A 24,117-nucleotide genomic window follows, 5' to 3' on the forward strand; every position below is an offset into this window, starting at 1 on the left:
TCGAACTGGCCGACAAGTTCGAGAACATGGGCGCGCAGATGGTGAAGGAAGTCGCGTCCAAGACCTCCGACAACGCCGGTGACGGCACCACCACCGCCACCGTGCTGGCGCAGGCGTTCATCCGCGAAGGCTCCAAGGCCGTCGCCGCCGGCATGAACCCGATGGACCTGAAGCGCGGCATCGACCAGGCCGTGAAGGCCGCCGTCGAAGAGCTGAAGAAGCTCTCCAAGCCGACCGCCGACGACAAGGCGATCGCCCAGGTCGGCACCATTTCCGCCAACTCCGACAGCAACATCGGCGACATCATCGCCGAGGCCATGAAGAAGGTCGGCAAGGAAGGCGTGATCACCGTCGAAGAAGGCTCGGGTCTGGAGAACGAACTCGACGTCGTCGAGGGCATGCAGTTCGACCGTGGCTACCTGTCGCCGTACTTCATCAACAACCAGCAGTCGCAGCAGGTCGAATTCGACGACCCCTTCATCCTGATCCACGACAAGAAGGTCTCCAACGTCCGCGAACTGCTGCCGGTGCTGGAAGGCGTCGCCAAGGCCGGCAAGCCGCTGCTGATCGTGGCCGAGGAAGTGGAAGGCGAAGCCCTCGCCACGCTGGTGGTCAACACCATCCGCGGCATCGTCAAGGTCGCCGCCGTCAAGGCGCCGGGCTTCGGTGACCGCCGCAAGGCCATCCTGGAAGACATCGCCACGCTGACCAACGGCACGGTGATCTCCGAGGAAGTCGGCCTGCAGCTCGAGAAGGCCACCATCAACGACCTGGGTCGTGCGAAGAAGGTCGTGATCTCGAAGGAGAACACCACCATCATCGACGGCGCCGGCGATGCCGAGCGCATCCAGTCGCGCATCAAGCAGATCAAGGCGCAGATCGAAGAGACTTCTTCGGACTACGACCGCGAGAAGCTGCAGGAACGCGTGGCCAAGCTGGCCGGCGGCGTGGCCGTGATCAAGGTCGGTGCCTCGACCGAAATCGAAATGAAGGAAAAGAAGGCCCGCGTCGAAGACGCCCTGCACGCCACGCGTGCGGCGGTGGAAGAAGGCGTGGTCCCGGGCGGTGGCGTGGCGCTGATCCGCGCGCTGCAGACCATCGGCAACCTGAAGGGCATCAACGAAGACCAGAACCACGGCATCCAGATCGCCCTGCGCGCGATGGAAGCCCCGCTGCGCGAGATCGTCACCAACGCCGGTGAAGAGCCGTCGGTGATCGTCAACCGCGTCAAGGACGGTTCGGGCAACTTCGGCTACAACGCCGCCAACGGCGAGTTCGGCGACATGATCGAATTCGGCATCCTGGACCCGACCAAGGTCACGCGCTCCGCGCTGCAGAACGCCGCCTCGATCGCGGGCCTGATGATCACCACCGAAGCAATGGTGGCCGAGGCGCCGAAGAAGGACGAACCGGCGATGCCGGCCGGCGGTGGCATGGGCGGCATGGGCGGCATGGACTTCTAAGACCGGCTTCCCGCGTCACCGTTCCACGAAAGCCCCGCAGCGATGCGGGGCTTTTCTTTTCCGAGGTTCGGGGGCAAGCGAGGACTCGCGCGGTCTTGGCCGTAGCTGACATACTTCCCGGTGAGGTGCAGTGGGCGCCTGAAACGGGGTTGGTATGCATATCAAGGAAAGCGCCATCGAGCAGGAGCTCATCGCCAAGCTGGGTGATCTGAACTACACCCTGTGCCCGGATATCCGGGATCGCGTGACGCTTGAGCGCAACTTCCTGGAAAAATTCGAGGCGCTGAACAAGGTCTACCTGACCCAGGGCGAAGCGCAGCGCTTCTTGGATGAAATCGTCACGGCGGATGTCTTCACCGCCGCCCAGCGCCTGCGCGAGACCTCGACGTTCATTCGCGACGACGGCACGCCTCTGCATTACACGCTGGTCAATACACGCGACTGGTGCAAGAACACCTTCGAGGTGGTCAGCCAGCTGCGCATGAATCACGACAGCAGCCACCACCGGTATGACGTGATCCTGTTGGTCAATGGCATGCCGGTGGTGCAGATCGAGCTGAAGACGCTCGGTATCAGTCCGCGCCGGGCCATGCAGCAGATCGTCGACTACAAGGCCGACCCCGGTAATGGTTACACCCGCACATTGTTGTGTTTCATGCAGGTGTTCATCGTCAGCAACAGCACCGATACGTACTATTTCGCCAACAACAATCCGAGGCACTTCAATTTCAGTGCGGACGAGCAGTTCCTGCCCGTCTACCAGTTCGCGGACGAGGCCAACCGCAAGATCGGCCATCTGGACGCTTTCGCCGACGCGTTCCTTGCCAAGTGCACGTTGGGGCAGATGCTTAGCCGTTACATGGTGCTGGTGGCCAACGAACAGAAACTGCTGATGATGCGGCCGTACCAGATCTACGCCGTCAAGGCGATCGTGGACTGCATCGAAAAGAACGGCGGCAACGGCTATGTCTGGCACACCACCGGCAGCGGCAAGACGCTAACCTCGTTCAAGGCGTCTACGCTTCTGAAGGACAATCCGGACATCGAAAAATGTCTGTTCGTGGTGGACCGCAAGGATCTGGATCGCCAGACCCGGGAGGAGTTCAACCGCTTCCAGGAAGGCTGTGTCGAGGAAAACACCAACACCGAAACGCTGGTGCGACGCCTGGTGTCCGACGACCGCGCGGACAAGGTCATCGTGACCACCATCCAGAAGCTCGGCCTGGCGCTGGACGGAGCCAACAAGCGCAACTATGCGCAGCGCCTTGAGGCGCTGCGGGACAAGCGTGTGGTGTTCATCTTCGACGAATGCCATCGCTCGCAGTTCGGCGACAACCATCAGGCCATCAAGGACTTCTTCCCGCGGGCGCAGCTGTTCGGGTTCACCGGTACGCCGATCTTCGACAAGAACGGCGCCAGCATTCAGCGGGAAGGAAAAAGCGCGACATACCGCACCACGGAAGATCTGTTTCAGCGGCAGCTCCACGCCTACACCATCACGCATGCCATCGATGATCGCAACGTGCTGAAGTTCCATGTGGACCACTTCAAGCCAGAAGGTACGAATCCGCCGAAGCCCAGCGAGGCGCCGCCCAAGGCCAAGGTGATCGAAACGATTCTGGACAAGCACAATGCCGCTACCCACCAGCGGCGCTTCAACGCGGTGTTCGCGACAGCCTCGATCAACGACGCCATCGAGTACTACCGCCTGTTCGGAGAGGTTCAGACTCAAATGCAGGCGACCGATCCGGACTTCTGCCCGCTCAGGGTCGCCTGCGTGTTCTCGCCACCGGCACTGGCGGTGGCGGCCGAGGGGGGCGATGCCGCCGCGCGGAACGCGGCTGACGTGCGTCAGCTGCAGGAAGAACTGCCGCAGGAGCAGGCGGACAACAGCCAGGAGCCGGACGTCAAGTACGCCGCGTTGAAGGCGATCATCGCGGACTACAACGCATGCTATGGAGGCAGCTTCCGGATCGGCGAGTTCGATGCGTACTACAAGGACGTGCAGCAGCGCATCAAGCTGCAGCAGATACCGGACGCGGACCTGCCCGGTAAGGGGTCAGAGAAGATCGACATCACCCTGGTGGTGGACATGCTGCTGACCGGCTTCGACTCCAAGTACCTCAACACGCTGTACGTGGACAAGAACCTCAAGTACCACGGCCTGATCCAGGCATTCTCCCGCACCAATCGCGTACTGAACGACACCAAGCCTTACGGCAACATCCTGGATTTCCGCCAGCAGCAGGGTCCAGTGGACGAAGCGATCACGTTGTTCTCGGGCGAGGGCAGCGACGCGCCTGCCCGCATCTGGCTGGTGGATCCGGCACCCAAGGTCATCAAGCAATTGGATGAGGCCATGCAGGCACTGCAGGGTTTCATGCAGTCGCAGGGGCTGGCCGGGCGTCCGGAGGACGTGGCGAATCTGCGCGGTGACCTGGCGCGCGCGCAGTTCGTCGAGCTGTTCAAGCAGGTGCAGCGGTGCAAGACGCAGTTGGACCAGTACACCGACCTCGAGCCGGCGCAGCGGGAGCAAGTGGATGCGCTGATGCCCGCCAATGATCTGCGTGCGTGGCGCGGCACTTATCTGGAAACGGCGCAGCGGCTCAAGTCGCAGCAGCAGGTACGGGGCGAGGGCGCGCCGCCGGAGGTGCAGCAGCTGGACTTCGAGTTCGTGCTGTTCGCGTCCAATCTGATCGACTACGACTACATCATGGCGCTGGTGGCGCGCGACAGTCGCAAGCCGCCGGCGGAACGCAGTATGAGTCGGGAGCAGTTGATCGCGCTGGTGCAGGGCGATGCGAAATTCATGGACGAGCGCGAGGTGATCGCGGACTACATCCGCCGCCTGCCGACGGACCGGGCGCTGGAGGAGGGCGAGATCCGCAAGGGTTACGAGGCCTTCAAGGCGCGTCGGCGTACCGATGAGCTCAATGCCATCGCGCAGGCGCATGGGGTGGAAGCCGAGGCGTTCAAGGCATTCGTGGACGAGATCCTGCGACGGCGGGTGTTCGACGGGGAGGCGTTGAGTGCGTTGATGGAGCCGCTGGGTTTGGGCTGGAAGGACCGGACGCGTCGGGAACTGGCGTTGATGGAGGATCTGACGCCGGTGCTGGAGCGGTTGGCGCAGGGGCGGGAGATTGCGGGGTTGAGTGCGTATGCGCAGTAAAGTCGAGAGCGTGGTGGAGTCAGAAGGCGGCGGAGCTGCGCCGGGCCTGCGATTTCCGGGATTCACGGAAGCGTGGCGCGCAAAAGAACTTGGCAAGGAAGGCTCTTTCCTATCTTCCTTGACAGGAAAGAAGGGAGCTGACTTCGGTGTGGGGAATGCAAAGTTCGTTCCTTATATGAATGTCTTCAGCAATGCATTTGTCGATGACACGGACTTGGGGTTAGTCCATGTCGAGCTTGATGAGTCGCAGACGCAGATTCGAGAAGGCGATGTGCTGTTCACTATTTCATCGGAAACGCCTGACGAAGCAGGTATGTCCAGTGTGGTGCTTTCGGATATTCCGAATTGCTACGTAAACTCTTTCTGTACTGTTTTCAGGTTTGATGAAGGAAAATCGCCGAACCCAATTTTCGTCGGGTATCTGCTTAGGCAGCCTTCAACGCGAGCCTACTTCTCAGCGAAAGCTCAGGGTTCAACTCGCTTTAACCTATCCAAAGATGCATTTCGAGGCTTGTCAATTGGCATTCCTTGTGAAGATGAGCAGCGTAAAGTGGCTGATTGTCTCTTATCCCTGGACTCCAGCATTGCTGCGGAGACCCGCAAGTTCGATGCCCTCAAGGCCCACAAACAGGGCTTAATGCAGCAGCTGTTCCCCGCCGAAGGCGAGCGCCAGCCTGATCTTCGCTTCCCTGAGTTTGACGGCGACTGGGATACTGTGGCCTTGGGTGACGTGTCAGCGGTAGTTCGTGGCGGTTCTCCGCGTCCGATCGACAGCTACATCACTCATGCGGCCGATGGCCTCAATTGGCTTAGGATTGGTGACGTCGACAAGGCGGCAAAGTACATCGAGAGGACGGAACAGAAAGTCATAGAGGTCGCACTTGGAAAGACAAGACAGGTTCGTCCTGGCGACCTCATTCTTTCCAATTCAATGAGCTTCGGTCGGCCCTACATCTCGAATATTACGTGCTGCATCCACGACGGTTGGCTGGCCATCACGCAAATTAGCAAGCAGATCACTTCGGATTTTTTGTACTACGCATTAGGTTCATCTGCCTGCCAAACCTACTTCTTGAACGCGGCGGCAGGCAGCGGAGTGAAGAATCTCAACTCAGACATCATCAAGCAACTTTCCATCGCTGTTCCGGCGCTTGAGGAACAAAAGAAGATTTCGGATTGCCTGTCAGAGATCGATGATGTCATTGCCATTCAGTCCCGCAAGATCGCCTTGTTCCAGCAACACAAGGCGGGATTGATGCAGGGCCTGTTCCCTATGATGGAAGCGCTCGCGCCATGAGTCCGCAGCCGACTTTTGCCGATCTGTCCGCACTCGCAACGTATGTCCGCATAACATTGGACGGTCCGGCAAACGCGCCGGAAAAGGCCAAGCGTTTCGTGCTGCTTTACGGCCACAACGGCGTCGGCAAGACCCAGCTGTCGATGGCGTTCAAGAACCTCGGCCGGCAGGGCGATGCGCGCGACACGTTGTATTTCAACGCCTACACCGAAGACCTGTTCGGCTGGGACAACGATCTGGCAGGCGACAGCGACCGCAAGCTGGTGCTCAACACCAGTTCGCGCTTCTTCGATGGTCTGACCGAGCTGGAGATGGACACCCGCATCCGGCCGCTGCTGCAGCGCTATGCCGGATTCGACTTCCAGATCGATGCGGCGGCGGGCGTCGTGCGCTTCTACGCCAAGGGAGACGCCCAACAGCCCATCAAGATCTCCCGGGGCGAAGAGACCATGTTCATCTGGTGCTTCTTCCTGGCCATCGTGCAACTGGCGATGGACGGTGCCGAGGCCTACCAGTGGGTGAAGTACATCGTCATCGACGACCCCATCTCCTCGTTGGACGAGCATAACGCGATCGTGGTGGCCAACCACCTGGCTTCATTCCTGGCGCGGAAGGATCACACCATCAAGACGGTGATCTCCACCCATCACGCCCTGTTCTTCAACGTGCTCTGGAACGAGATCAAGCAGATAGACCGCAGCAAGTTCCAGCCCTGGCTGCTGTCACGCTCGCGTGCGACAGGCGAGTACACGTTGGCCTGGAGCAACGACACCCCGTTCTTTCATCATCTCTCCTTGCTGGAGGACCTGTGCCGTGCCCGCGAATCCGGGCAGGTTTACACGCACCACTTCAACGCGCTGCGTAGCCTGCTGGAGAAAGCCCAGATCTTCCACGGTCACGAAAAGTTCTCGGTCTGCATCCAGCAGGATGCGCAGAACGACCCGGACGCTACCCTGTACGGCCGCGTCGTGAACATCATGAGCCACGGCAACTACTCGTTCTACGATCCCGTGGAACTCCTGGAAGAGAACCGACAGCACTTCGAGAAGGTGCTCGACGATTTCCTGAATTACTACCCTTTCAACAGGGCCTCGCTGCCCGGCATGGATGCCTGACATGCTGATCCTCTACACCACCGACGACGGCCGCAGCCAGATCCAGCTGCGGGCCGATCAGCAGACCGTCTGGCTCAGTCAGGCCGAGATGGCCGAGCTGTTTGAGACCACCAAGCAGAACATCTCGCTGCACCTGAAAAACATCATTGAAGACAAAGAGTTGCAGGACGGCTCAGTTGTCAAGGAATCCTTGACAACTGCCGCAGACGGCAAGCAGTACCTGACCAAGCTCTACAACCTGGACGCCATCCTGGCGGTCGGCTACCGCGTGCGCTCCCTGCGCGGCGTGCAGTTCCGTCGCTGGGCGACCGGCGTGCTGCGCGAGTATCTGGTCAAGGGCTTCGTCATGGATGACGAGCGTCTGAAGAACCCCGATGGCCGCCCCGACTACTTCGACGAGATGCTCGAACGCATCCGTGACATCCGGGCCTCGGAGAAGCGCTTCTATCAAAAGGTACGCGACCTGTTCGCCCTGAGTGTGGACTACGACAAGACCGACCGCGCCACCGGAGAGTTCTTCGCCACCGTGCAGAACCTGCTGCTGTATGCGGTGACTGGCAAGACCGCAGCGGAAATCGTCATCGCCCGTGCCAATCCCGAACATCCCCATTTCGGTCTCCTCACCTGGAAGGGCGCCAAAGTCCGCAGGCAGGACATCCTGGTCGCAAAGAACTATCTGACCGAAGACGAGATCGATACCCTCAACCGGCTGGTGGTGATCTTCCTGGAAACTGCCGAGTTGCGGACCAAGAGCCGCCAAGCCATTCCGATGGCGTTCTGGAGGCAAAACGTGGGCCAGATCATCGCTTCCAACGGGTTTCCGTTGCTGAGCGGCGCAGGCTCCATCAGCCAAGCGCAGATGGAGCAGACCACGTCTGCCCGCTACACCGAATTCCACCAGCGTCGCCGGCAACAGGAGGCGCTGGAGGCCGACCGCACCGACGACGCCGAGCTCGTTGCGTTGGAAGATCACCTAAAACGCCGACCGAAATCCTGATTCCCATGACCCAAGACGAACGAAACAAGCTCGGCGCCCTGCTCTGGAGCATCGCCGATACCCTGCGCGGCAGCATGGACGCAGATGACTTCCGCGACTACATGTTGGCCTTTCTGTTTCTGCGCTATTTGTCGGACAACTATGAGGCGGCGGCCAAGCGGGAGCTGGGGGCCGACTATCCGACGCCGGACAAGGACGATCGGCGCGCGCCGCTGGCCATCTGGTATGCGGACAACGCACGGGACGTCCCGGCGTTCGAGAAGCAGATGCGTCGCAAGGTGCACTATGTGGTGCGCCCCGAATTCCTGTGGACGGCCATCGCCGAGCTGGCGCGCGTGCAGAGCGACGACCTGCTGCGTACCTTGCAGGATGCTTTCAAGTACATCGAAGAGGAATCTTTCGAGAGCGCCTTCGGAGGCCTGTTCTCCGAGATAAACCTCAGTTCCGAAAAGCTTGGCAAGAGCTACCCTCAGCGGAACAAGCAACTGGTCAAGATCGTCGGAGAGATCGCAAAGGGACTGGCGCAATTCAAGGCCGACAACGACACCCTGGGCGATGCCTACGAGTATCTGATCGGCCAGTTCGCTGCCGGCAGCGGCAAGAAGGCTGGCGAGTTCTACACACCGCAGTTTATCTCGGACATCCTGTCCGCCATCGTCACTCTCGACAGCCAGAATCCGGCCTCTGGTCCGCGTGCCCACCTGGACCAGGTGCTGGATTTTGCCTGCGGCTCGGGCTCGCTGCTGCTCAATGTCCGCCGGCATGCCCAGAAGCGCAGCATCGGCAAGCTGGTGGGCCAGGAAAAGAACATCACTACCTACAACCTAGCGCGCATGAACATGCTGCTGCACGGGGTGAAGGATTCCGAGTTCGAGATCTACCACGGCGATACGCTCGAGAATCAATGGGATTGGCTGCGCGAGTCCAATCCGGCGCGCATGCCCCGTTTCGATGCGGTGGTCGCCAATCCGCCTTTCAGCTACCGCTGGGAGCCGGGTGACGCGCTGCGCGAGGACATGCGGTTCCGCAATTACGACCTGGCCCCCAAGTCGGCGGCGGATTTCGCGTTCCTGCTTCACGGCTTTCACTACCTGAAGGACGATGGCGTGATGGCCATCATCCTGCCGCACGGTGTGCTTTTCCGCGGCGGCGCCGAGGCCCGCATCCGCACCAAGCTGCTCAAGGACGGCCATATCGACACGGTCATCGGCCTTCCGGCCAACCTGTTCTACTCCACCGGCATTCCCGTGTGCATTCTCGTGCTGAAAAAATGCAAGCAGCCGGACGATGTGTTGTTCATCAATGCCAGTGGCGATGAACATTTCCAGAAAGGCAAGCGGCAGAACCGATTGTTGCCGGAGCACATCGACAAGATTGTCGCCACGTATCGCGAGCGTACGGAAGAGCCTCGATACGCGAGGCGTGTAGGGATGGCGGAGATCGAGAAGAACGACTTCAATCTCAATATCTCACGCTATGTCAGCACCGCAGTTGCTGAGGCCCAGGTTGATCTTTTGGCCGTCAACCAGCAATTGGTCGCGATTGAGCAGGACATAGCCGCCGCCAAGAAAAAGCACAATGCCTACCTGAAGGAGTTGGGACTGCCCCCCTTGCCCTGACGCCATGCATACCTCCCTCATTATCGTCGACGACTTCCTCGGCCAGCAGGACGCGCTGTCCCTTCGCGAGGCTGCGCTCAAGCTGACCTATCCCGACCTGCGTGGGCCGTTCCCCGGGCGCAACTCGCTGGAGCGCATCGAGATCGAAGGCTTGTCCGAGATTGCCTCGCACCTCACCGGTGAGCGCCTCAAGCCGATCAATCCGCTCCAGTCGCACGGCAAGTTCCGCATTACCCTGGCGAGCGACATCGGCAGCGCGAAGGTGCATATCGACCAGGCCTACTGGTCGGGCATCCTCTACCTCAGCAAGCCGGAGGATTGCCGCGGCGGCACCGAATTCTTCCGCCATCGCCCGTCGAATCGCGACCGTGCGCCGCTCAACGACGCGGAACTGGCGGAGATGGGATTCGCTTCGCATGCGCAGATGCATCAGGAGATCATCGAGAAGCACAGCAACGACGACAGCGTGTGGGAACCCACCATGCAGGTGCCGATGCGCTTCAACCGGCTGGTGCTGCTGCGTCCCTGGTTGTGGCACACCGCCGGCCCCGCGTTCGGCAGCACGATGGAAGACGGGCGTCTGGTCTATCTGATGTTCTTCACCGCCGCGTGATCCTGCGGCTTCCGTTGCCGATGAAACATTCGACAAGCGCAGGAAGCCATGGCCCAATGCATCGCATGAATCCGCTCCGCGCCCGCTATTGGTTCTGGTACGAAGGCTTTCCGATGCCGACGGCGGAAGCGAGGACGCGTTCATTCTAGGTAAGACCCCAGAAGAATCCCCTTGAAGCCGCCAGCGAAACTGGCGGCTTTTTTGTTGACCCGGAGAAACCCGATGGCCCCCCATACCGACGATCTGCGCATCCGTAAGCTCGATGAGCTGGTCACGCCCGCCGCCGTGATCGGCGAACTGCCCTGCGACGACGTGGTGTCGCAGACCGTATCGGAGTCGCGCGCCGTGCTGCACGACATCCTGCATGGCCGCGACGATCGCCTCGTCGTGGTGATCGGGCCGTGCTCGATCCACGATCCTGCATCGGCGATGGAGTACGCGCGCCGCCTGAAGCCGCTGCGCGATGCGCTGTCCGATGATCTGGAAATCGTGATGCGTGTGTACTTCGAGAAGCCGCGCACCACGGTCGGCTGGAAGGGTCTGATCAACGACCCGGCGCTGGATGGCAGCTTCGACATCAACCGCGGGCTGCGGCTGGCTCGCGGGCTGCTGCGCGACATCAATGCGCTCGGCCTGCCTGCGGGCTGCGAGTACCTCGACACCATCTCGCCGCAGTACGTAAGCGACCTGGTAGCATGGGGCGCGATCGGCGCGCGTACCACGGAAAGCCAGGTGCATCGCGAGATGGCCAGTGGCCTGTCGTGCCCGGTCGGCTTCAAGAACGGCACCGACGGCAACGTCAAGATCGCGGTGGACGCGGTCGGTGCGGCGTCGCATCCGCACCATTTCCTGGCGGTGACAAAGGAAGGCCGTTCGGCCATCGCGGCGACCGCGGGCAATCCCGATTGCCACGTGATCCTGCGTGGCGGCAAGACGCCCAACTACGATGCGGCCAGCATCGACGCCGCGAGCCAGGTGCTGGCGAAGTCGGGACTGCCGGCGCGTTTGATGGTCGATGCCAGCCACGCCAACAGCGGCAAGAATCCGGACAACCAGCCGGCCGTGATCGACGACATCGCTGCGCAGCTGGAAGGCGGCGAGCGGCGCATCGTCGGCGTGATGGTGGAAAGCCATCTGGTCGGTGGACGCCAGGATCTGGTGGACGGCCAGCCGCTGGCCTACGGTCAGAGCATCACCGATGGCTGCCTGGGCTGGGACGCATCGGTGCAGGTGCTCGAACGCCTTGCGGCCGCGGTAAAGGGCCGCCGGCGACGCGCGGAGGCGGCAGCCCGGGCCGCCTGAGCCTGAAGCACGCGCCGGGAAGGTCACGCGAGGCTGGTTCGAGGCGGGCCTCGCCGCACGCTGACCCCTTCGACGACACCGGATGCGGCATCCTGTGCGGATGGAACGGACATCCCTTCGCACGAGAAGCCTGCGATGGTTGCGATGGGGGCTGGCAGCCCTCGTCGCGATCTATGCGCTTTACCTGATCGCCGGCAACGTATTCCTCAATACCGCGCTGGGCGAAAAGACACTCAACCGCAAGCCGGAACGCTTCCAGATGCACTGGGCGTCCGGCCACACGTGGTGGCCGGGTCGCATCAGCCTGCGTGAGGTCGTGCTGCAGGGGCAGTCGCGGCGCATTGCCTGGGAAGCGCGGGCGCAGCACGTGGAAGGGCGCATCGCGCTGTGGCCGTTGCTGTCGCGGCGGCTCCACGTCCCGCAGGTCCGGGCAGACGAGGTGCGCGGTGGCGTCCGTCGTGTGGCGCGGGAACTGGCACCGCCGCCGCCACGCGAGGGCGGCTGGGAACTGCAGTTCGACCGCATCGCCAGCGAATCGATCCAGCGGGCCTCCTTCGATGGATTCGAACTGGCGGGCGCAGGGCGCGGCGAAGTCTCGTTCTACAAGCAGTTGCGTGGAGGGCCGATGGAGCTGATGCCCTCGACCGTCGGCTTTTCATCGGCGCGTCTGGTCCGCGACGGCGACGAAATGCTGCGCGACGCCACATTGGAGGCGCGCTTCGCCATCGACCGGCATCGGCGCGAAGACGCTGCCGGCCTCGACAAGCTGCTGAAGACCCGGCTGGACGTGAAGCTGGGCGGACGGACCGCCGGCTTGAACGTGGCCGTGGGGTCGCGCGGCGATGTGGCGGTGACGCTGGTGCCGGGTGAAGGCCGCGCCGACATCGCCCTGGGATTCGACCGCGGGCTGCTCACGCCCGGCGGACGGGCGCAATGGACGATGGCCGTCGCCGGCAGCGACATCGCCGGTGCGCAGCGCAACGACATCCTCGGCATCGACGTGGCCGTGGACGAGGACATCGTGGTCAAGGCGACCGTGCCGCCGCAGGCCGATGGCAGGCTGGCGCTGGAAGCCGACCTGCGCCTGAGGGGCAGGCAGGTGCCGCTGCGCGATGTCGCTGGCCTCCTGCCGCGCGCGTCCGGCCATGTCGTGGGTGCCTGGCACTTCGATTCGCTGCGTTGGCTGTCGGACCTGTTTCCGCAGGCGCCGTGGTTGAAACTCGATGGGGCCGGGGCCGTCAGCGCGGATGTGCAGGTGGTGGACGGAAGGCTTGCGGCCGGCAGCCGCATCGCCGTGCCCGGGGTGGATGCGGTGGCCGATGTGATGGGCAATCGCATCCGCGGCCGCGCGCGTGCCGATATCCGCCTGGATGCGGGCGCGCAGGGCGAACTGGTACCCCGGCTGCAGGCGGTGATGGAGACGTTCGACGTGGCCGCCATGAGTGCGCCCTCCCGGCCGTATGTGCGTGGTCGCAACCTGCGCCTGTCGGTGAACGCGGCGGGTCCGCTCGCGCAGGCACGGGATACGGCGAAGGCGCGTGTCGTCTTCGATCGCGCCAGCGTGCCCGACCTGCGCGTCTACAACCCGTTCCTGCCGCGACGCCACATGCGTTTCGATGGGGGCGCCGGTGTGCTGAGCGGCGACCTGTCGCTGGATGCCGCCGGCAACGTAGGGCATGGCACCTTGCGCATCGCCGGTCGCGGCACGCGGATGCACCTGGCAGAACTCGAATTGCGTGGCGACATCGATCTCGATCTCAGGCTGCGGCGTGCGGATCTCCGGCACCGGTGGTTCGTCGCCGATGGCAGCACGGTGCAGGTGCGCAACGTGGGGTTCACCGTGCCCGGAGGCGAGTCGCGGCGCGGCTGGTGGGCGCGCGTGAGGCTGGATCGTGCGCGGCTGGACCTGGACAAGCCGGTCAGTGCTGGCGGCGGTGCCGACGTCACCATGAAGGATGTGGGTTTCCTGCTGGCCCTGTTCTCACGCGAGAAAGACTACCCGGCGTGGGTATATCGGTTGGTCGATGCGGGACAGGCGCGGGTGCAGGGGCGCGTGCAGTGGCGCGACGATGTCCTGGTGCTGGATCGCATGCAGGCGCGCAACGACCGCTACGACATGATGGCGCGGCTGCGCCTGCAGGGCGCCCAGCGACAGGGTGATCTGTATGCCCGTTGGCGAGCGTTGAGCGTCGGCATGGAAGTCCAGGGAACGCAACACAAGCTGCATGTGGTGCGCGCCAAGGCCTGGTACGAAGGGCGACCCCATTACCTCGAGTGAGCTGGCGCATGGGTGGAATTTGCGCGCGGCGAACGGGCAAGCCCTGTTCAGGTAAATGCAGTGAAGAACGTAACCCCTGTTCTCGAGCGTGCCGCCGGAATTGGTCTGATATCGGTAACATCGCGCAATGGTGCGGGTTTGGCTGCGATTCATATATGTGACATCACGCCTTCTCGCGGTAAACCGCGCGGTTCTGTTTTGCAGTGCAGCGTGCAAGACCTGTAACCCTCCCTTCACGATGGCCCCGCATCCCGACGTGGGGGAGGGAGCAAGCCCGCAATGGCCCAGCCATTGCGGGCTTTTTTATTGCCCGTCCGTACCCGCGGGCACAGCGGGTGGAATGCAGGATTCCGGAAGAGGTGACGCCGTGCTGGCGGCGGTCCGGAAGGGTGGGGAGTAGAATCGGCACATGACCGATTCCGCCCGCCCGGCCAGCGCCCGGGAAATCCCGCTGCAGATCGTTTCCGCCCCTGCCCCGCTCGAGACGGGCGCCAAGCAGCTGGGCGGCGACAAGATCGCGCGCTCGCCCGTCCAGTTCGCCGACACCCCGGTGCTGCGCAAGCCGTCGTGGATCCGCGTGCGCATCCCGTCCGACGGTTCGGTGGCGAGGCTCAAGGCCAAGCTGCGCGAAAACCGCCTGGTCACGGTGTGTGAAGAAGCCAGCTGCCCGAACATCCATGAGTGCTTCGGCCACGGCACCGCCACCTTCATGATCCTGGGCGAGGTCTGCACACGGCGCTGCTCGTTCTGCGACGTCGCACACGGCCGCCCCAAGCCGCCGGACGCGTCCGAGCCGCTGAGCCTGGCGAACACCGTCGCCGACATGGGCCTGAAGTACGTCGTGGTGACCAGCGTCGACCGCGACGACCTGCGCGACGGTGGCGCCCAGCATTTCGTCGACTGCATCGCCGCCATCCGCGAGCATTCGCCCACCACGCGCATCGAGATCCTCACGCCCGATTTCCGTGGCAAGGGCCGCATGGATCGCGCGCTGGACATCCTCGCGGTGAATCCGCCGGACGTGTTCAACCACAACATCGAGACCGTGCCGGACCTGTACCCCAACGTGCGTCCGGGCGCCGACTACCAGTGGTCGCTGACCCTGCTGCAGCGCTTCAAGCAGCAGCATCCGCACCTGCCCACCAAGTCCGGGATCATGCTGGGCCTGGGCGAAACGATGGAGCAGGTGCAGGGCACGCTGCGCGACCTGCGCGCGCACGATGTCGACATGGTCACCATCGGCCAGTACCTGCAGCCGACCCCGCACCACCACCCGGTGCTGCGCTACTGGACACCGGACGAGTTCAAGGCGCTGGAGGAGTACGGCATGGCACTGGGTTTCAGCCATGTCGCCTCGGGGCCGCTGGTGCGTTCGTCCTACCACGCCGACCAGCAGGCCGCGCAGGCGGCATCCACCGCGCGCCAGGCGGGCTGAACCCACGTCTTCTGCATGGGCGCCGGCGACCGCCAGCGCGGTTGGCTGCGCGCGACTCCGGGCCGTGGCATTGCCAAGGTTCACCTTTTCCTACGCGCCCGCCTTTAGGCTGCCGAAAGGCAGATGACAAGGCGCGCAACTTTGTGCACTGTCATCGTGTCGAACCAGCAATCCGTTCCAGCCTGACGGCCCCAAGGCCATGAGTACGCAATGACACTGAAGAAAGCCCCCCTCCTGTTGCTGGTTCTGGCCCTGTCGGCGCCGTTGGCGCTGCTCGCGCGTGGCGACGGCGACGCGATCACGGTGGCGCCGACCGCCGACCAGGCCAACACGTCGAAGCTGGTGTACGGCCTGCTGTCGGACAGCCGCTATGCGTACCGTCCGCGCGCGCTCGACGACACGTTGTCGCAGGACATCTTCAAGCGCTATTTCGACGCGCTGGATGGCGGCAAGCAGTTCTTCACCGAGGCCGACGTGGCGCGGTTCGCGCCGTACAGGACCCGAATGGACGATGCCATCCGTTCGGGCGACCTCGCGCCGGCCTACGAGATCTTCACCGTCTACAAGCAGCGCGTCGGCCAGCGCGTCGCGTACGCGCGCGCACTGCTGAAGCAGGATTTCGACTTTGCCGGCGACGAGCGCTGGGAATACGACCGCAAGGACGCACCCTGGGCGGCGGATGGCAAGGCGCTGGATGCGATCTGGAAGAAGTCGGTGATGAACGACTGGCTGCGCCTGAAGCTGGCCGGCAAGAAGCCCGACGAGATCCGCAAGACGCTGGACAAGCGTTACGCCAACCTGCAGCGCACCGTCAATGAACTGAAGACCGAGGATGTCTTCCAGACCTTCCTCAATGCCTACACCAGCGCGATCGATCCGCACACGGACTACTTCACGCCGCGCACCGCCGAGAACTTCAACCAGTCGATGTCGCTGTCGCTGGAAGGCATCGGTGCGGTCCTGCAGCGGCAGGACGATCTGGTGGCGATCCGCGAGATCGTGCCCGGCGGCCCGGCCGACCTCAGCGGAAAGCTGAAGATCGGCGACCGCATCGTCGCCGTCGGCCAGGGCAAGTCCGGCCCGTTGACCGACGTGATCGGCTGGCGCATCGATGATGTCGTCGCACAGATCCGCGGCAAGAAGGACACGCAGGTCCGCATCGAATACATCCCGGTCGAGGCCGGCATCGACGGCAAGCACGCGCAGGTCACCATCACCCGGCAGAAGGTGAAGCTGGAAGAGCAGGCCGCCAAGGCCGAGACCATCACGTTGCCGGCCAGTGGCAACGAACCCGCCCGCCGCATCGGTGTGATCAAGCTGCCGGCGTTCTACCAGGATTTCGAAGGCCGTCGCCGCAACCCGAACGACTTCAATTCCGCGACCCGCGACATCGCCAAGCTGCTCGCGCAGTTCAAGACGCAGGGCGTTGATGGCGTGGTGATGGACCTGCGCAACAACGGCGGTGGCTCGCTGGATGAAGCGGTGGAGCTCACCGGCCTGTTCATCGACAAGGGGCCGGTGGTGCAGGTGCGCGAATCCGGTGGCCGGGTGACCGTCAACAGTGACCGCAAGCCTGGCGTGGCCTGGGACGGTCCGCTGGCGGTACTGATCAACCGCGCGTCGGCGTCGGCGTCGGAGATCTTCGCCGGCGCCATCCAGGACTACGGTCGTGGCCTGGTGATCGGCGAGACCAGCTTCGGCAAGGGCACCGTGCAGAACATGGTGGACCTGGACCGCTGGCCGGCCAACGAGGCGCCGCGCTTCGGCTCGGTCAAGCTGACCATCGCGCAGTTCTTCCGCGTGGCGGGCGGCAGCACCCAGCACAAGGGCGTGGTGCCGGACATCGCGTTCCCGGTCAGCGTCGACGCCAGCGAGTATGGCGAGAGCACCTACGACAATGCCTTGCCGTGGACGCGCATCGCCGCCGTTCCGCACATGCAGTACGGCAACTTCGCGCCGCTGCTGCCGAAGCTCGAAGCGCTGCATGCGGCGCGTTCGGCCAAGGACAAGGAATTCCAGTGGTGGTCCGAGGACGTGGCGCAGTTCCGCGCCGAGGCCGCGAAGAAGTACGTGTCGCTCAACGAGGCCGAACGCCGCGCCGAGCGCGATCGCCAGGACACCCAGCGCAAGCAGCGGCAGGCCGAGCGCAAGACGCTGGGACTGGCGCTTGATCCGTTGGCAGAGGATCTGGCCGACGACGGCCTGGGCGCTTCGGAGCGCGACATCGTCAAGGATGCGCAGCGCGAGAAGCTGGCCGACAAGCGTCCCGATCCGCTGTTGCGCGAATCCGCCGCCATCCTTTCCGACGCCATCGGCATCCTGGGACAGGACCGCAAGCTGTCGGCGCAGGTGCTGCCCGATTCGCCCGGTCCGGGCCGCTGGGCGCAGTGATTGCTCCTGTAGAAGGGGCTTCAGTCCCGATGCGCTTCGACCAGCCTCGCATGGTCTTGAAGGTGCGGTCGGGGCTGAAGCCCCTCCTGCAGAATCTGGGCGCAAGATCCGGATAGCCGGACCGCTGCACGCGCCCTAGTCTGGGCGCATGGACACCATGCCGCGCCCCTCGCCTCCCGTTTCTCCCTCCATCGCCAACGATCCCCTGGACGTGGCGCGTCGCCTGCTCGACGACGGCGAACCGTCGCTGTCGGAACTGGCGGCGCAGACCGGCCTCAGTGCCTCGCACCTGCAGCGCCGCTTCCGCGCACGCTTCGGATTGAGTCCCGCCGAGTACCTCGCGCGCAAGAAGCTGGGGACGCTGAAGAGCGCCCTGCGTGAAGGGCGCGATGTCACCACGGCGCTGTACGACGCCGGTTACGGCTCACCATCTCGGCTGTACGAGCAGGGCGCGACGAAGCTCGGGATGACGCCGGCCACGTACCGGACCGGCGGGCGTGGGGTGGAGATCCGCTGGACCCTGGTCGATACCGTGCTCGGCCGCGCACTGGTCGCCGCGACCGAGCGTGGCATCTGCGCCGTCGAACTCGGCGACGACGACGCGGTGCTGGAGCAGCGGCTGCGTGAGGAATTCCCGCTGGCGCAACTCGAGCGCGTCGAGGCGGGCCGCGACGATTTCCTCGCGCCACGCCTGCGTGCCGTCGCCGAACGCTTGGCGGGGCGTGATACGGACGTGCCGGTGGATCTGCTCGGTACCGGCTTCCAGCAGCGCGTCTGGGATGCGCTGATGAAGATCCCCGCAGGCGAGACCGTCAGCTACGCCGGGTTGGCGCAGTCGCTGGGTGCGCCCCGCGCCGCCCGGGCAGTGGCCAGCGCCTGCGCACACAACCGCATTGCGGTGGTCGTGCCTTGCCATCGCGTGATCCGCGGCGACGGGTCGCTCGGCGGCTATCGCTGGGGACTGCCCCGCAAGCAGCAGTTGCTGGCGCGCGAGCGCGGCTGATCCACGCATCCGCCGTGGGAGCGACGTGAGTCGCGACGTGCGCGCAGGATGTCGGCATCGCGTCGGTGGATACGCGTGTGGGAACAACTCCGTGATGTGCCGTCGCGGGCCTGCTGTGCATGGCGCTTCATCGCGACTTACGTCGCTCCCACCTCTGCTACTCGGCGTCCGACGCCGTCTTGAAGGCCATTCAAGCCTGCCCGGAAAGGTTTCAAGCAACCGAGGGCATCGTGGTCATGCCGCGGGTACGCGACTGGCCTAGAATTGCACCACACCGCACTCCCCACGGTTTCCCATGACTTCGTCCGTTTCCGCCGCGCCCGCGCGTGGCGGCCTTGCCGTCGCTGCCGCCCTGGCCATCGTCTACGTGGTCTGGGGCTCGACGTACCTCGGTATCCGCTTCGCACTCGAAGGCGGTTTCCCGCCCTTGCTGATGGTGTCGGGCAGCCGCTTCGTGGTGGCCGGGCTGGTGATGTTCCTGTTCCTGCTGTGGCGTGGGGTCGCGCCGCCGACGCGTGCGCAGTGGAAGAACCTGCTGGTGATGGGTGCGCTGCTGTTGCTGATGGGCAACGGCATGGTGGTGCTGGCGGAGCAGACGGTGTCGTCAGGCCTGGCTGCGGTGGCAGTGGCATCGATGCCGTTGTGGATGGGACTGTTCGGCGCGATGCGCGGCCAGCATCCGACGCGCGGTGAATGGCTCGGCGTCATCGTCGGCTTTGCCGGCGTGGTCTGGCTCAACGCGGGCAGTTCGCTGACCGGCTCGCCGGTGGGTCTGGTCCTGCTGCTGATCGCGCCGATCGCGTGGGCGTACGGTTCGGTGTGGTCGCGCGGACGCGACCTGCCGTCGCCGTTCATGACCGCCGCCGCGCAGATGCTGGCGGCCGGCGTGATGCTGGTGGTCGCCGGCCTGCTGCACGGCGAACGCTTCGATACGGCGGAGTGGACGCTCGACGGCGCGCTGGCCGTGGCGTACCTGGCGGTGTTCGGTTCGATCATCGCATTCACCGCCTACGTCTGGCTGCTGCACCATGCGCGCCCGGTGCTGGTGGGCAGCTATGCCTACGTCAATCCGGTGATCGCGGTCGCGCTCGGTGCCTTCATCGCCGGAGAGACGTTCACCCCGCACGATCTCGGCGCGATGGCGGTGATCCTGGCCGGTGTCGTGGTCATCACGCTGGCGCGCGCGCGGCAATCGAAATGACCACGCCCGCCATCGATCGCAAAGGCCTGGCGATCACCGCCGGCACGTTCCTGATCTGGGGCGTGGTGCCGTTGTACTGGCACCTGCTGAAGGCGGTGCCGTCGTTCCACATCATCGCGCACCGCATCGTCTGGAGTGCGGTGCTGGTGATCGGCTGGCTGCTGCTGAAGAACGGGCGCAGCTGGTGGCGACAGGTACGCGCGCAGCCGCGCGCGGTGCCGCTGCTCGGCGTCAGCAGCCTGCTGATCGCATTCAACTGGGGCCTGTACATCTGGGCGGTGAACGCCGGACACGTGGTGGAAACCAGCCTCGGCTACTTCATCAACCCGCTGATCAACGTCGTGCTCGGCGTGCTGGTGCTGCGCGAGCGCCTGTCGCCTGCGCAGTGGGTCGCGGTAGGTTTCGCACTCGTCGGTGTGGCCTGGCTGACGCTGCAGGCGGGTTCGCCGCCGTGGATCGCGCTGGGGCTGGCGTTCTCGTTCGGCCTGTACGGCCTGGTGCGCAAGCTGGTCGCGGTCGATCCGGTGGCCGGTCTCGGCGTCGAAAGCCTGTACCTGTTCCTGCCCGCGCTGGCTTACGTGGCCTGGGGTGAGTTCGGCCATGGCGGCGGTTTCGTCAGTGGCTACGGTTGGAAGAACGACCTGTTGCTCATCTTCGGCGGCGTGGTCACGGCGGTGCCACTGATCGGTTTCGCCTACGGCGTGCGGCGCATTCCGCTGTCGGTGGTCGGCCTGCTGCAGTACATCGCGCCGAGCATCCAACTGCTGATCGGCGTGCTGGTGTTCCGCGAAGCCTTCGGCATCGAACGCGCGATCGGTTTCGCCGCCATCTGGACCGGCCTGCTGATCTTCGCCAGCGATGGCCTGTGGCGTGCGCGCCGGCGCGATGCGGTCGTCGCGACCGCGCCGGGGCGCTGACTCAGCCGGACGTCTTCGCTGCCGGCGCGGGACAGGGGCCGCCTGCCGCGGTCCACGTCTTGAAGGCGGCGACGAACTGGTCATGCGGTACCGGCACCGGTGCGCGTTCGCCGCCCGGGTTCCAGCCCCACAGCACCAGCTTGTCCTCGGCCACGTGCTTGACCAGCGCGTCGAAGTCGCGGCCGCCGTTGCGTTTCTTGTCCTGGATCATCGCGCACAGCTGGTCGGCGGGCAGGCCGATCCACGCCATCTTGTGGTCGGGTGGCGGCAGCTGCCAGTGCGGTGCGCCGGGCGGCGCGTGCGGGCCATAGCTCGCCGGCGCGTTCTGTTCGGCATGGCAGGTGGAGCAGGGCAGGCCGGGCGCGCCCTTGCCATCGGGACCGCGCGCGACGTTCATCGCGTGCGGCGTCTGCGTATCGAACTGCAGCGGTGCGTCGCCGGGGATGTGGCAGTTGCTGCAACGGGGATGCTGGAACACCTTTTCCACCGTCGCGAACGCGGTCAGTGCCTGCGCCTTCTGTTCCTCGCTGATGCGGGGCTTGCAGGCGACGAGCAGGAGGACGGTCAACGACATCATCAGGATGCGCATGGCAGGCCTCAGGCAGTCGGTGTGGAGGAGGCGGGCGTCGGCAGGCGCAGCGGCAGTTCGCGCAACCGTTGTCCGGTCAGCTTGAACACCGCATTCGCCACGGCCGGGGCGATCGGCGGCGTACCGGGTTCGCCGACGCCGCCCATCTTCTCGGTGCTCGCCACGATATGGACCTCCACCCTGGGCATCTCGTGCAGGCGCAGCACGCGATAGTCGTGGTAGTTCGACTCCTGCACCTGGCCTTCTTTCAGCGTCAGCGCGCCGTGCAGCGCCGCGCCCAGGCCGAACACGATGCCGGACTCCATCTGCGCCTCGACGGCACCCGGGTTCACCGCCACGCCGCAGTCGATCGCGCAGACCACGCGATGCACGCGGATCTGTCCGTCCTCCACCGAGACCTCGGCCACCTGCGCGACGTAGCTGCCGAACGATTCGTGCACGGCGACGCCGCGCGCGCGACCCTGCGGCGCGGGCGTGGTCCAGCCGGACTTTTCTGCTGCGAGGTTCAAGGCCGCGAGGTGGCGCGGATGGTCCTTCAACAGAGTGCGGCGGTACTCCACCGGATCCTTGCCGGCGGCATGCGCCAGTTCGTCCACCAGGCTTTCCATCACGAAGCCATTGACGCTGTGTCCCACCGAGCGCCACCACAGCACCGGGATGCCGGTCTTCGGCGAATGCAGGTCGACGCGATGCGCTGGCGTGCCGAGCACGTAGGGTGAATCGGCGACGCCTTCGGTCGAGGTGGCGTCGATGCCGTTCTTCACCATCATCGCTTCCATGAAGGTACCGGCCATGATCGACTGGCCCACCATCACCTGGTGCCAGGCGACCGGCAGCCCGTCTTCGCCCAGGCCGACTTTCGCCTTTTCGACGAAGGCGGAACGGTAGTAGCCGCCCCGCGTATCGTCCTCGCGCGTCCACACGGTCTTGACCGACGCCTTGGCCGCCCTGGCGACTTCCACGGCTTCGGACACGACATCCGACGTGGGCGTGGCGCGGCGACCGAAGCCGCCGCCGAGGAACGGCGTGTGGATGCGGACCTTTTCCGGTGGAATGCCGAGGATCCCGGCGGTGCTGTTCTGGTCCAACGTGGGGAACTGCGTGCCGCACCAGATGTCGCACTCGCCGTCGCCGATCTTCACCGTGCAGTTCAGCGGTTCCATCGCCGCATGCGCGAGATAGGGGACGGCGTATTCGGCATCGACGGTCTTCGCAGCCTTGCTCAATGCAGCGATGACGTCGCCAGCGCTCGCAGCGGTCGGACCTTCCTCGGTCGCCAGCTGCGAGAACTGCTGCCGCAGCACGACGCTGTCCAGCTTGGCGCCTTCGCCAGCTTCCCAGACGACCTGCAGCGCGTCGCGGCCGAGCTTGGCGGCCCAGAAGTGCTCGGCCACCACGGCGACACCGCTCGGCACCTGCACCACGTCGCGCACGCCGCGCACGGCACGCGCCGCGGTGGCATCGAACGACTTGACCTTGCCGCCGAACACCGGCGAGCGCTGCACGACGGCGGTCAGCAGGCCATCGAACTGCACGTCCATGCCGAACTTCGCCTTGCCGGTGATCTTCTCCGGCGTGTCCAGCCGCTTGGTCGCCTTGCCGATCAGCTTCCAGTCCTTGGGGTCGCGCAGCTTCAACGTATCCAGCGCGGGCGGCGCCTGCTTGCCGGCGTCATCGGCGAGTTCGCCGTAGCGCAGGCGTTGCGTGCCCGACACCACCGCGCCGTTCTCGGTGCGCAACTGGTCCACCGGCACGTTGAGGCGCGCGGCCGCGGCCTGCAGCAGCATGGCGCGGGCGATCGCACCGGCCTGGCGATAGCGGTCGAACTCGGACCACGTGGTGGTCGAGCCGCCGGTGCCCTGCATGCCGAACACAGGGCTGGTATAGGCCTTGTCGGCCGGGCCATGTTCGACGCGGACCTTCGACCAATCGGCGTCGAGTTCTTCGGCGATCAGCATCGGCAGCGTGGTCCAGATACCCTGGCCCATCTCGGCATGCGCAAGCAGCACAGTGATCGAGTCGTCGGCGGCGATGCGCAGGAAGGCGTTCGGCGCGAACGCGGCGGCTGCGGCCGGTTGGGCTTCCTGCGCCCAGGCGAAGCGGCGTGCGCCGGGTACGGCGATCGCGACGACCAGGCCGCCGCCGACCAGGGCGGTGGAGCGCAGGAAGCCGCGGCGCGAGGATTTCAGTTCAAGGTTCACGGACACGACCTCCGTCGAACATCGGATCGGAGCCACGGCAACACGTGCCGCGGCGGCGTGGGATTCAGGCCTTCCCCAGCTCGGCCGCGCGATGCACGGCGGCGCGGATGCGCTGGTAGGTGCCGCACCGGCAGAGGTTGCCGGACAGTGCATGGTCGATGTCGTTGTCGGTCGGCGCAGGCACCACCGCCAACAGCGCGGCGGCCGACATGATCTGGCCGGACTGGCAGTAGCCGCATTGCACGACATCCAGTTCCGCCCATGCCTTCTGCACGGGATGCGAACCGTCGGCGGACAGGCCTTCGATGGTCGTAATCTTCTTGCCGGCGACGGCGGAGGCGGGCGTGACGCAGGCGCGCAACGGTGAACCGTCCACATGCACGGTGCAGGCGCCGCATTGCGCGATGCCGCAGCCGAACTTGGTTCCGGTGAGGCCCATCAGGTCGCGCAGGACCCAGAGCAGCGGCATGTCGTCGGTCGCGTCGACTTCGCGCTCCGACCCATTGACGTTCAACTTCATGGTGTCT

17 protein-coding genes are annotated in these 24,117 nt (G+C 64.7%); 14 read left to right on the top strand and 3 right to left on the bottom strand.

Annotated elements, in window-relative coordinates:
* From groL to rarD, 14 genes are all read left to right on the top strand, one after another.
* The coding region (gene groL, locus V7060_RS00005; RefSeq protein WP_334177222.1) for a chaperonin GroEL at nt 1-1,463 on the top strand (1,463 nt) is incomplete at its 5' end.
* A 154-nt stretch (nt 1,464-1,617) separates the two neighbouring features.
* Nucleotides 1,618-4,632 (top strand): type I restriction endonuclease subunit R, encoded by a 3,015-nt coding sequence (locus V7060_RS00010; protein WP_334177223.1) that lies wholly within the window; start codon nt 1,618-1,620, stop codon nt 4,630-4,632.
* Nucleotides 4,622-5,929 (top strand): restriction endonuclease subunit S, encoded by a 1,308-nt coding sequence (locus tag V7060_RS00015; protein WP_334177224.1) that lies wholly within the window; start codon nt 4,622-4,624, stop codon nt 5,927-5,929. Before V7060_RS00010 ends, V7060_RS00015 begins: the two co-directional genes overlap by 11 nt.
* Complete coding sequence (locus tag V7060_RS00020) at nt 5,926-7,044, top strand: AAA family ATPase (protein ID WP_334177225.1); 1,119 nt, start codon at nt 5,926-5,928, stop codon at nt 7,042-7,044. The genes V7060_RS00015 and V7060_RS00020 overlap by 4 nt, the downstream gene beginning before the upstream one ends.
* A gap of 1 nt (nt 7,045) precedes the next feature.
* Nucleotides 7,046-8,041: a virulence RhuM family protein gene (locus V7060_RS00025; protein WP_334177226.1), complete on the top strand. Its 996-nt coding sequence runs from the start codon at nt 7,046-7,048 to the stop codon at nt 8,039-8,041.
* Between the two features lie 5 nt (nt 8,042-8,046).
* Nucleotides 8,047-9,660 (top strand): type I restriction-modification system subunit M, encoded by a 1,614-nt coding sequence (locus V7060_RS00030; protein WP_334177227.1) that lies wholly within the window; start codon nt 8,047-8,049, stop codon nt 9,658-9,660.
* Nucleotides 9,661-9,664: 4 nt separating this feature from the next.
* Nucleotides 9,665-10,273, top strand: coding sequence for a DUF6445 family protein (locus V7060_RS00035; protein WP_334177228.1), 609 nt, complete (start codon nt 9,665-9,667; stop codon nt 10,271-10,273).
* 222 nt (nt 10,274-10,495) lie between these two features.
* On the top strand, nt 10,496-11,575 hold the full coding sequence (locus V7060_RS00040) for a 3-deoxy-7-phosphoheptulonate synthase (RefSeq protein ID WP_334177229.1): 1,080 nt from the start codon (nt 10,496-10,498) through the stop codon (nt 11,573-11,575).
* Nucleotides 11,576-11,714: 139 nt separating this feature from the next.
* Nucleotides 11,715-13,853 carry a hypothetical protein gene (locus V7060_RS00045; RefSeq protein ID WP_334177230.1) on the top strand — a complete coding sequence of 713 codons (2,139 nt, stop codon included), beginning with the start codon at nt 11,715-11,717 and terminating at the stop codon, nt 13,851-13,853.
* Between the two features lie 409 nt (nt 13,854-14,262).
* Nucleotides 14,263-15,288 (top strand): lipoyl synthase, encoded by a 1,026-nt coding sequence (lipA, locus tag V7060_RS00050; RefSeq protein WP_334177231.1) that lies wholly within the window; start codon nt 14,263-14,265, stop codon nt 15,286-15,288.
* A 210-nt stretch (nt 15,289-15,498) separates the two neighbouring features.
* A complete protein-coding gene (locus V7060_RS00055; RefSeq protein WP_334177232.1) occupies nt 15,499-17,679 on the top strand; it encodes a carboxy terminal-processing peptidase in 2,181 nt (726 codons plus the stop codon).
* 157 nt (nt 17,680-17,836) lie between these two features.
* Nucleotides 17,837-18,682, top strand: coding sequence for a methylated-DNA--[protein]-cysteine S-methyltransferase (locus V7060_RS00060; protein ID WP_334177233.1), 846 nt, complete (start codon nt 17,837-17,839; stop codon nt 18,680-18,682).
* 295 nt (nt 18,683-18,977) lie between these two features.
* The gene (gene yedA / locus V7060_RS00065; protein WP_334177234.1) at nt 18,978-19,883 is read left to right on the top strand and encodes a drug/metabolite exporter YedA; all 906 of its coding nucleotides are present in this window, start codon (nt 18,978-18,980) and stop codon (nt 19,881-19,883) included.
* Nucleotides 19,880-20,800, top strand: a complete 921-nt coding sequence (gene rarD / locus V7060_RS00070) for an EamA family transporter RarD (RefSeq protein WP_334177235.1) — start codon at nt 19,880-19,882, stop codon at nt 20,798-20,800. Before yedA ends, rarD begins: the two co-directional genes overlap by 4 nt.
* Nucleotide 20,801: 1 nt before the next feature.
* Here the strand turns inward: rarD and V7060_RS00075 are convergent, their stop codons facing one another.
* The 3 genes from V7060_RS00075 to V7060_RS00085 all read right to left on the bottom strand — a co-directional run bounded on the left by V7060_RS00075 (nt 20,802) and on the right by V7060_RS00085 (nt 24,110).
* Nucleotides 20,802-21,389, bottom strand: a complete 588-nt coding sequence (locus V7060_RS00075; RefSeq protein ID WP_334177236.1) for a hypothetical protein — start codon at nt 21,387-21,389, stop codon at nt 20,802-20,804.
* A gap of 8 nt (nt 21,390-21,397) precedes the next feature.
* Nucleotides 21,398-23,590 carry a xanthine dehydrogenase family protein molybdopterin-binding subunit gene (locus V7060_RS00080; protein WP_334177237.1) on the bottom strand — a complete coding sequence of 731 codons (2,193 nt, stop codon included), beginning with the start codon at nt 23,588-23,590 and terminating at the stop codon, nt 21,398-21,400.
* A 64-nt stretch (nt 23,591-23,654) separates the two neighbouring features.
* The gene (locus V7060_RS00085; RefSeq protein WP_334177238.1) at nt 23,655-24,110 is read right to left on the bottom strand and encodes a (2Fe-2S)-binding protein; all 456 of its coding nucleotides are present in this window, start codon (nt 24,108-24,110) and stop codon (nt 23,655-23,657) included.
* Between the last annotated feature and the right edge of the window lie 7 nt (nt 24,111-24,117).

Origin of the sequence: Pseudoxanthomonas sp. (assembly GCF_036845285.1) — a bacterium.
In the GTDB taxonomy this organism is placed as follows: Bacteria; Pseudomonadota; Gammaproteobacteria; order Xanthomonadales; family Xanthomonadaceae; genus Pseudoxanthomonas_A.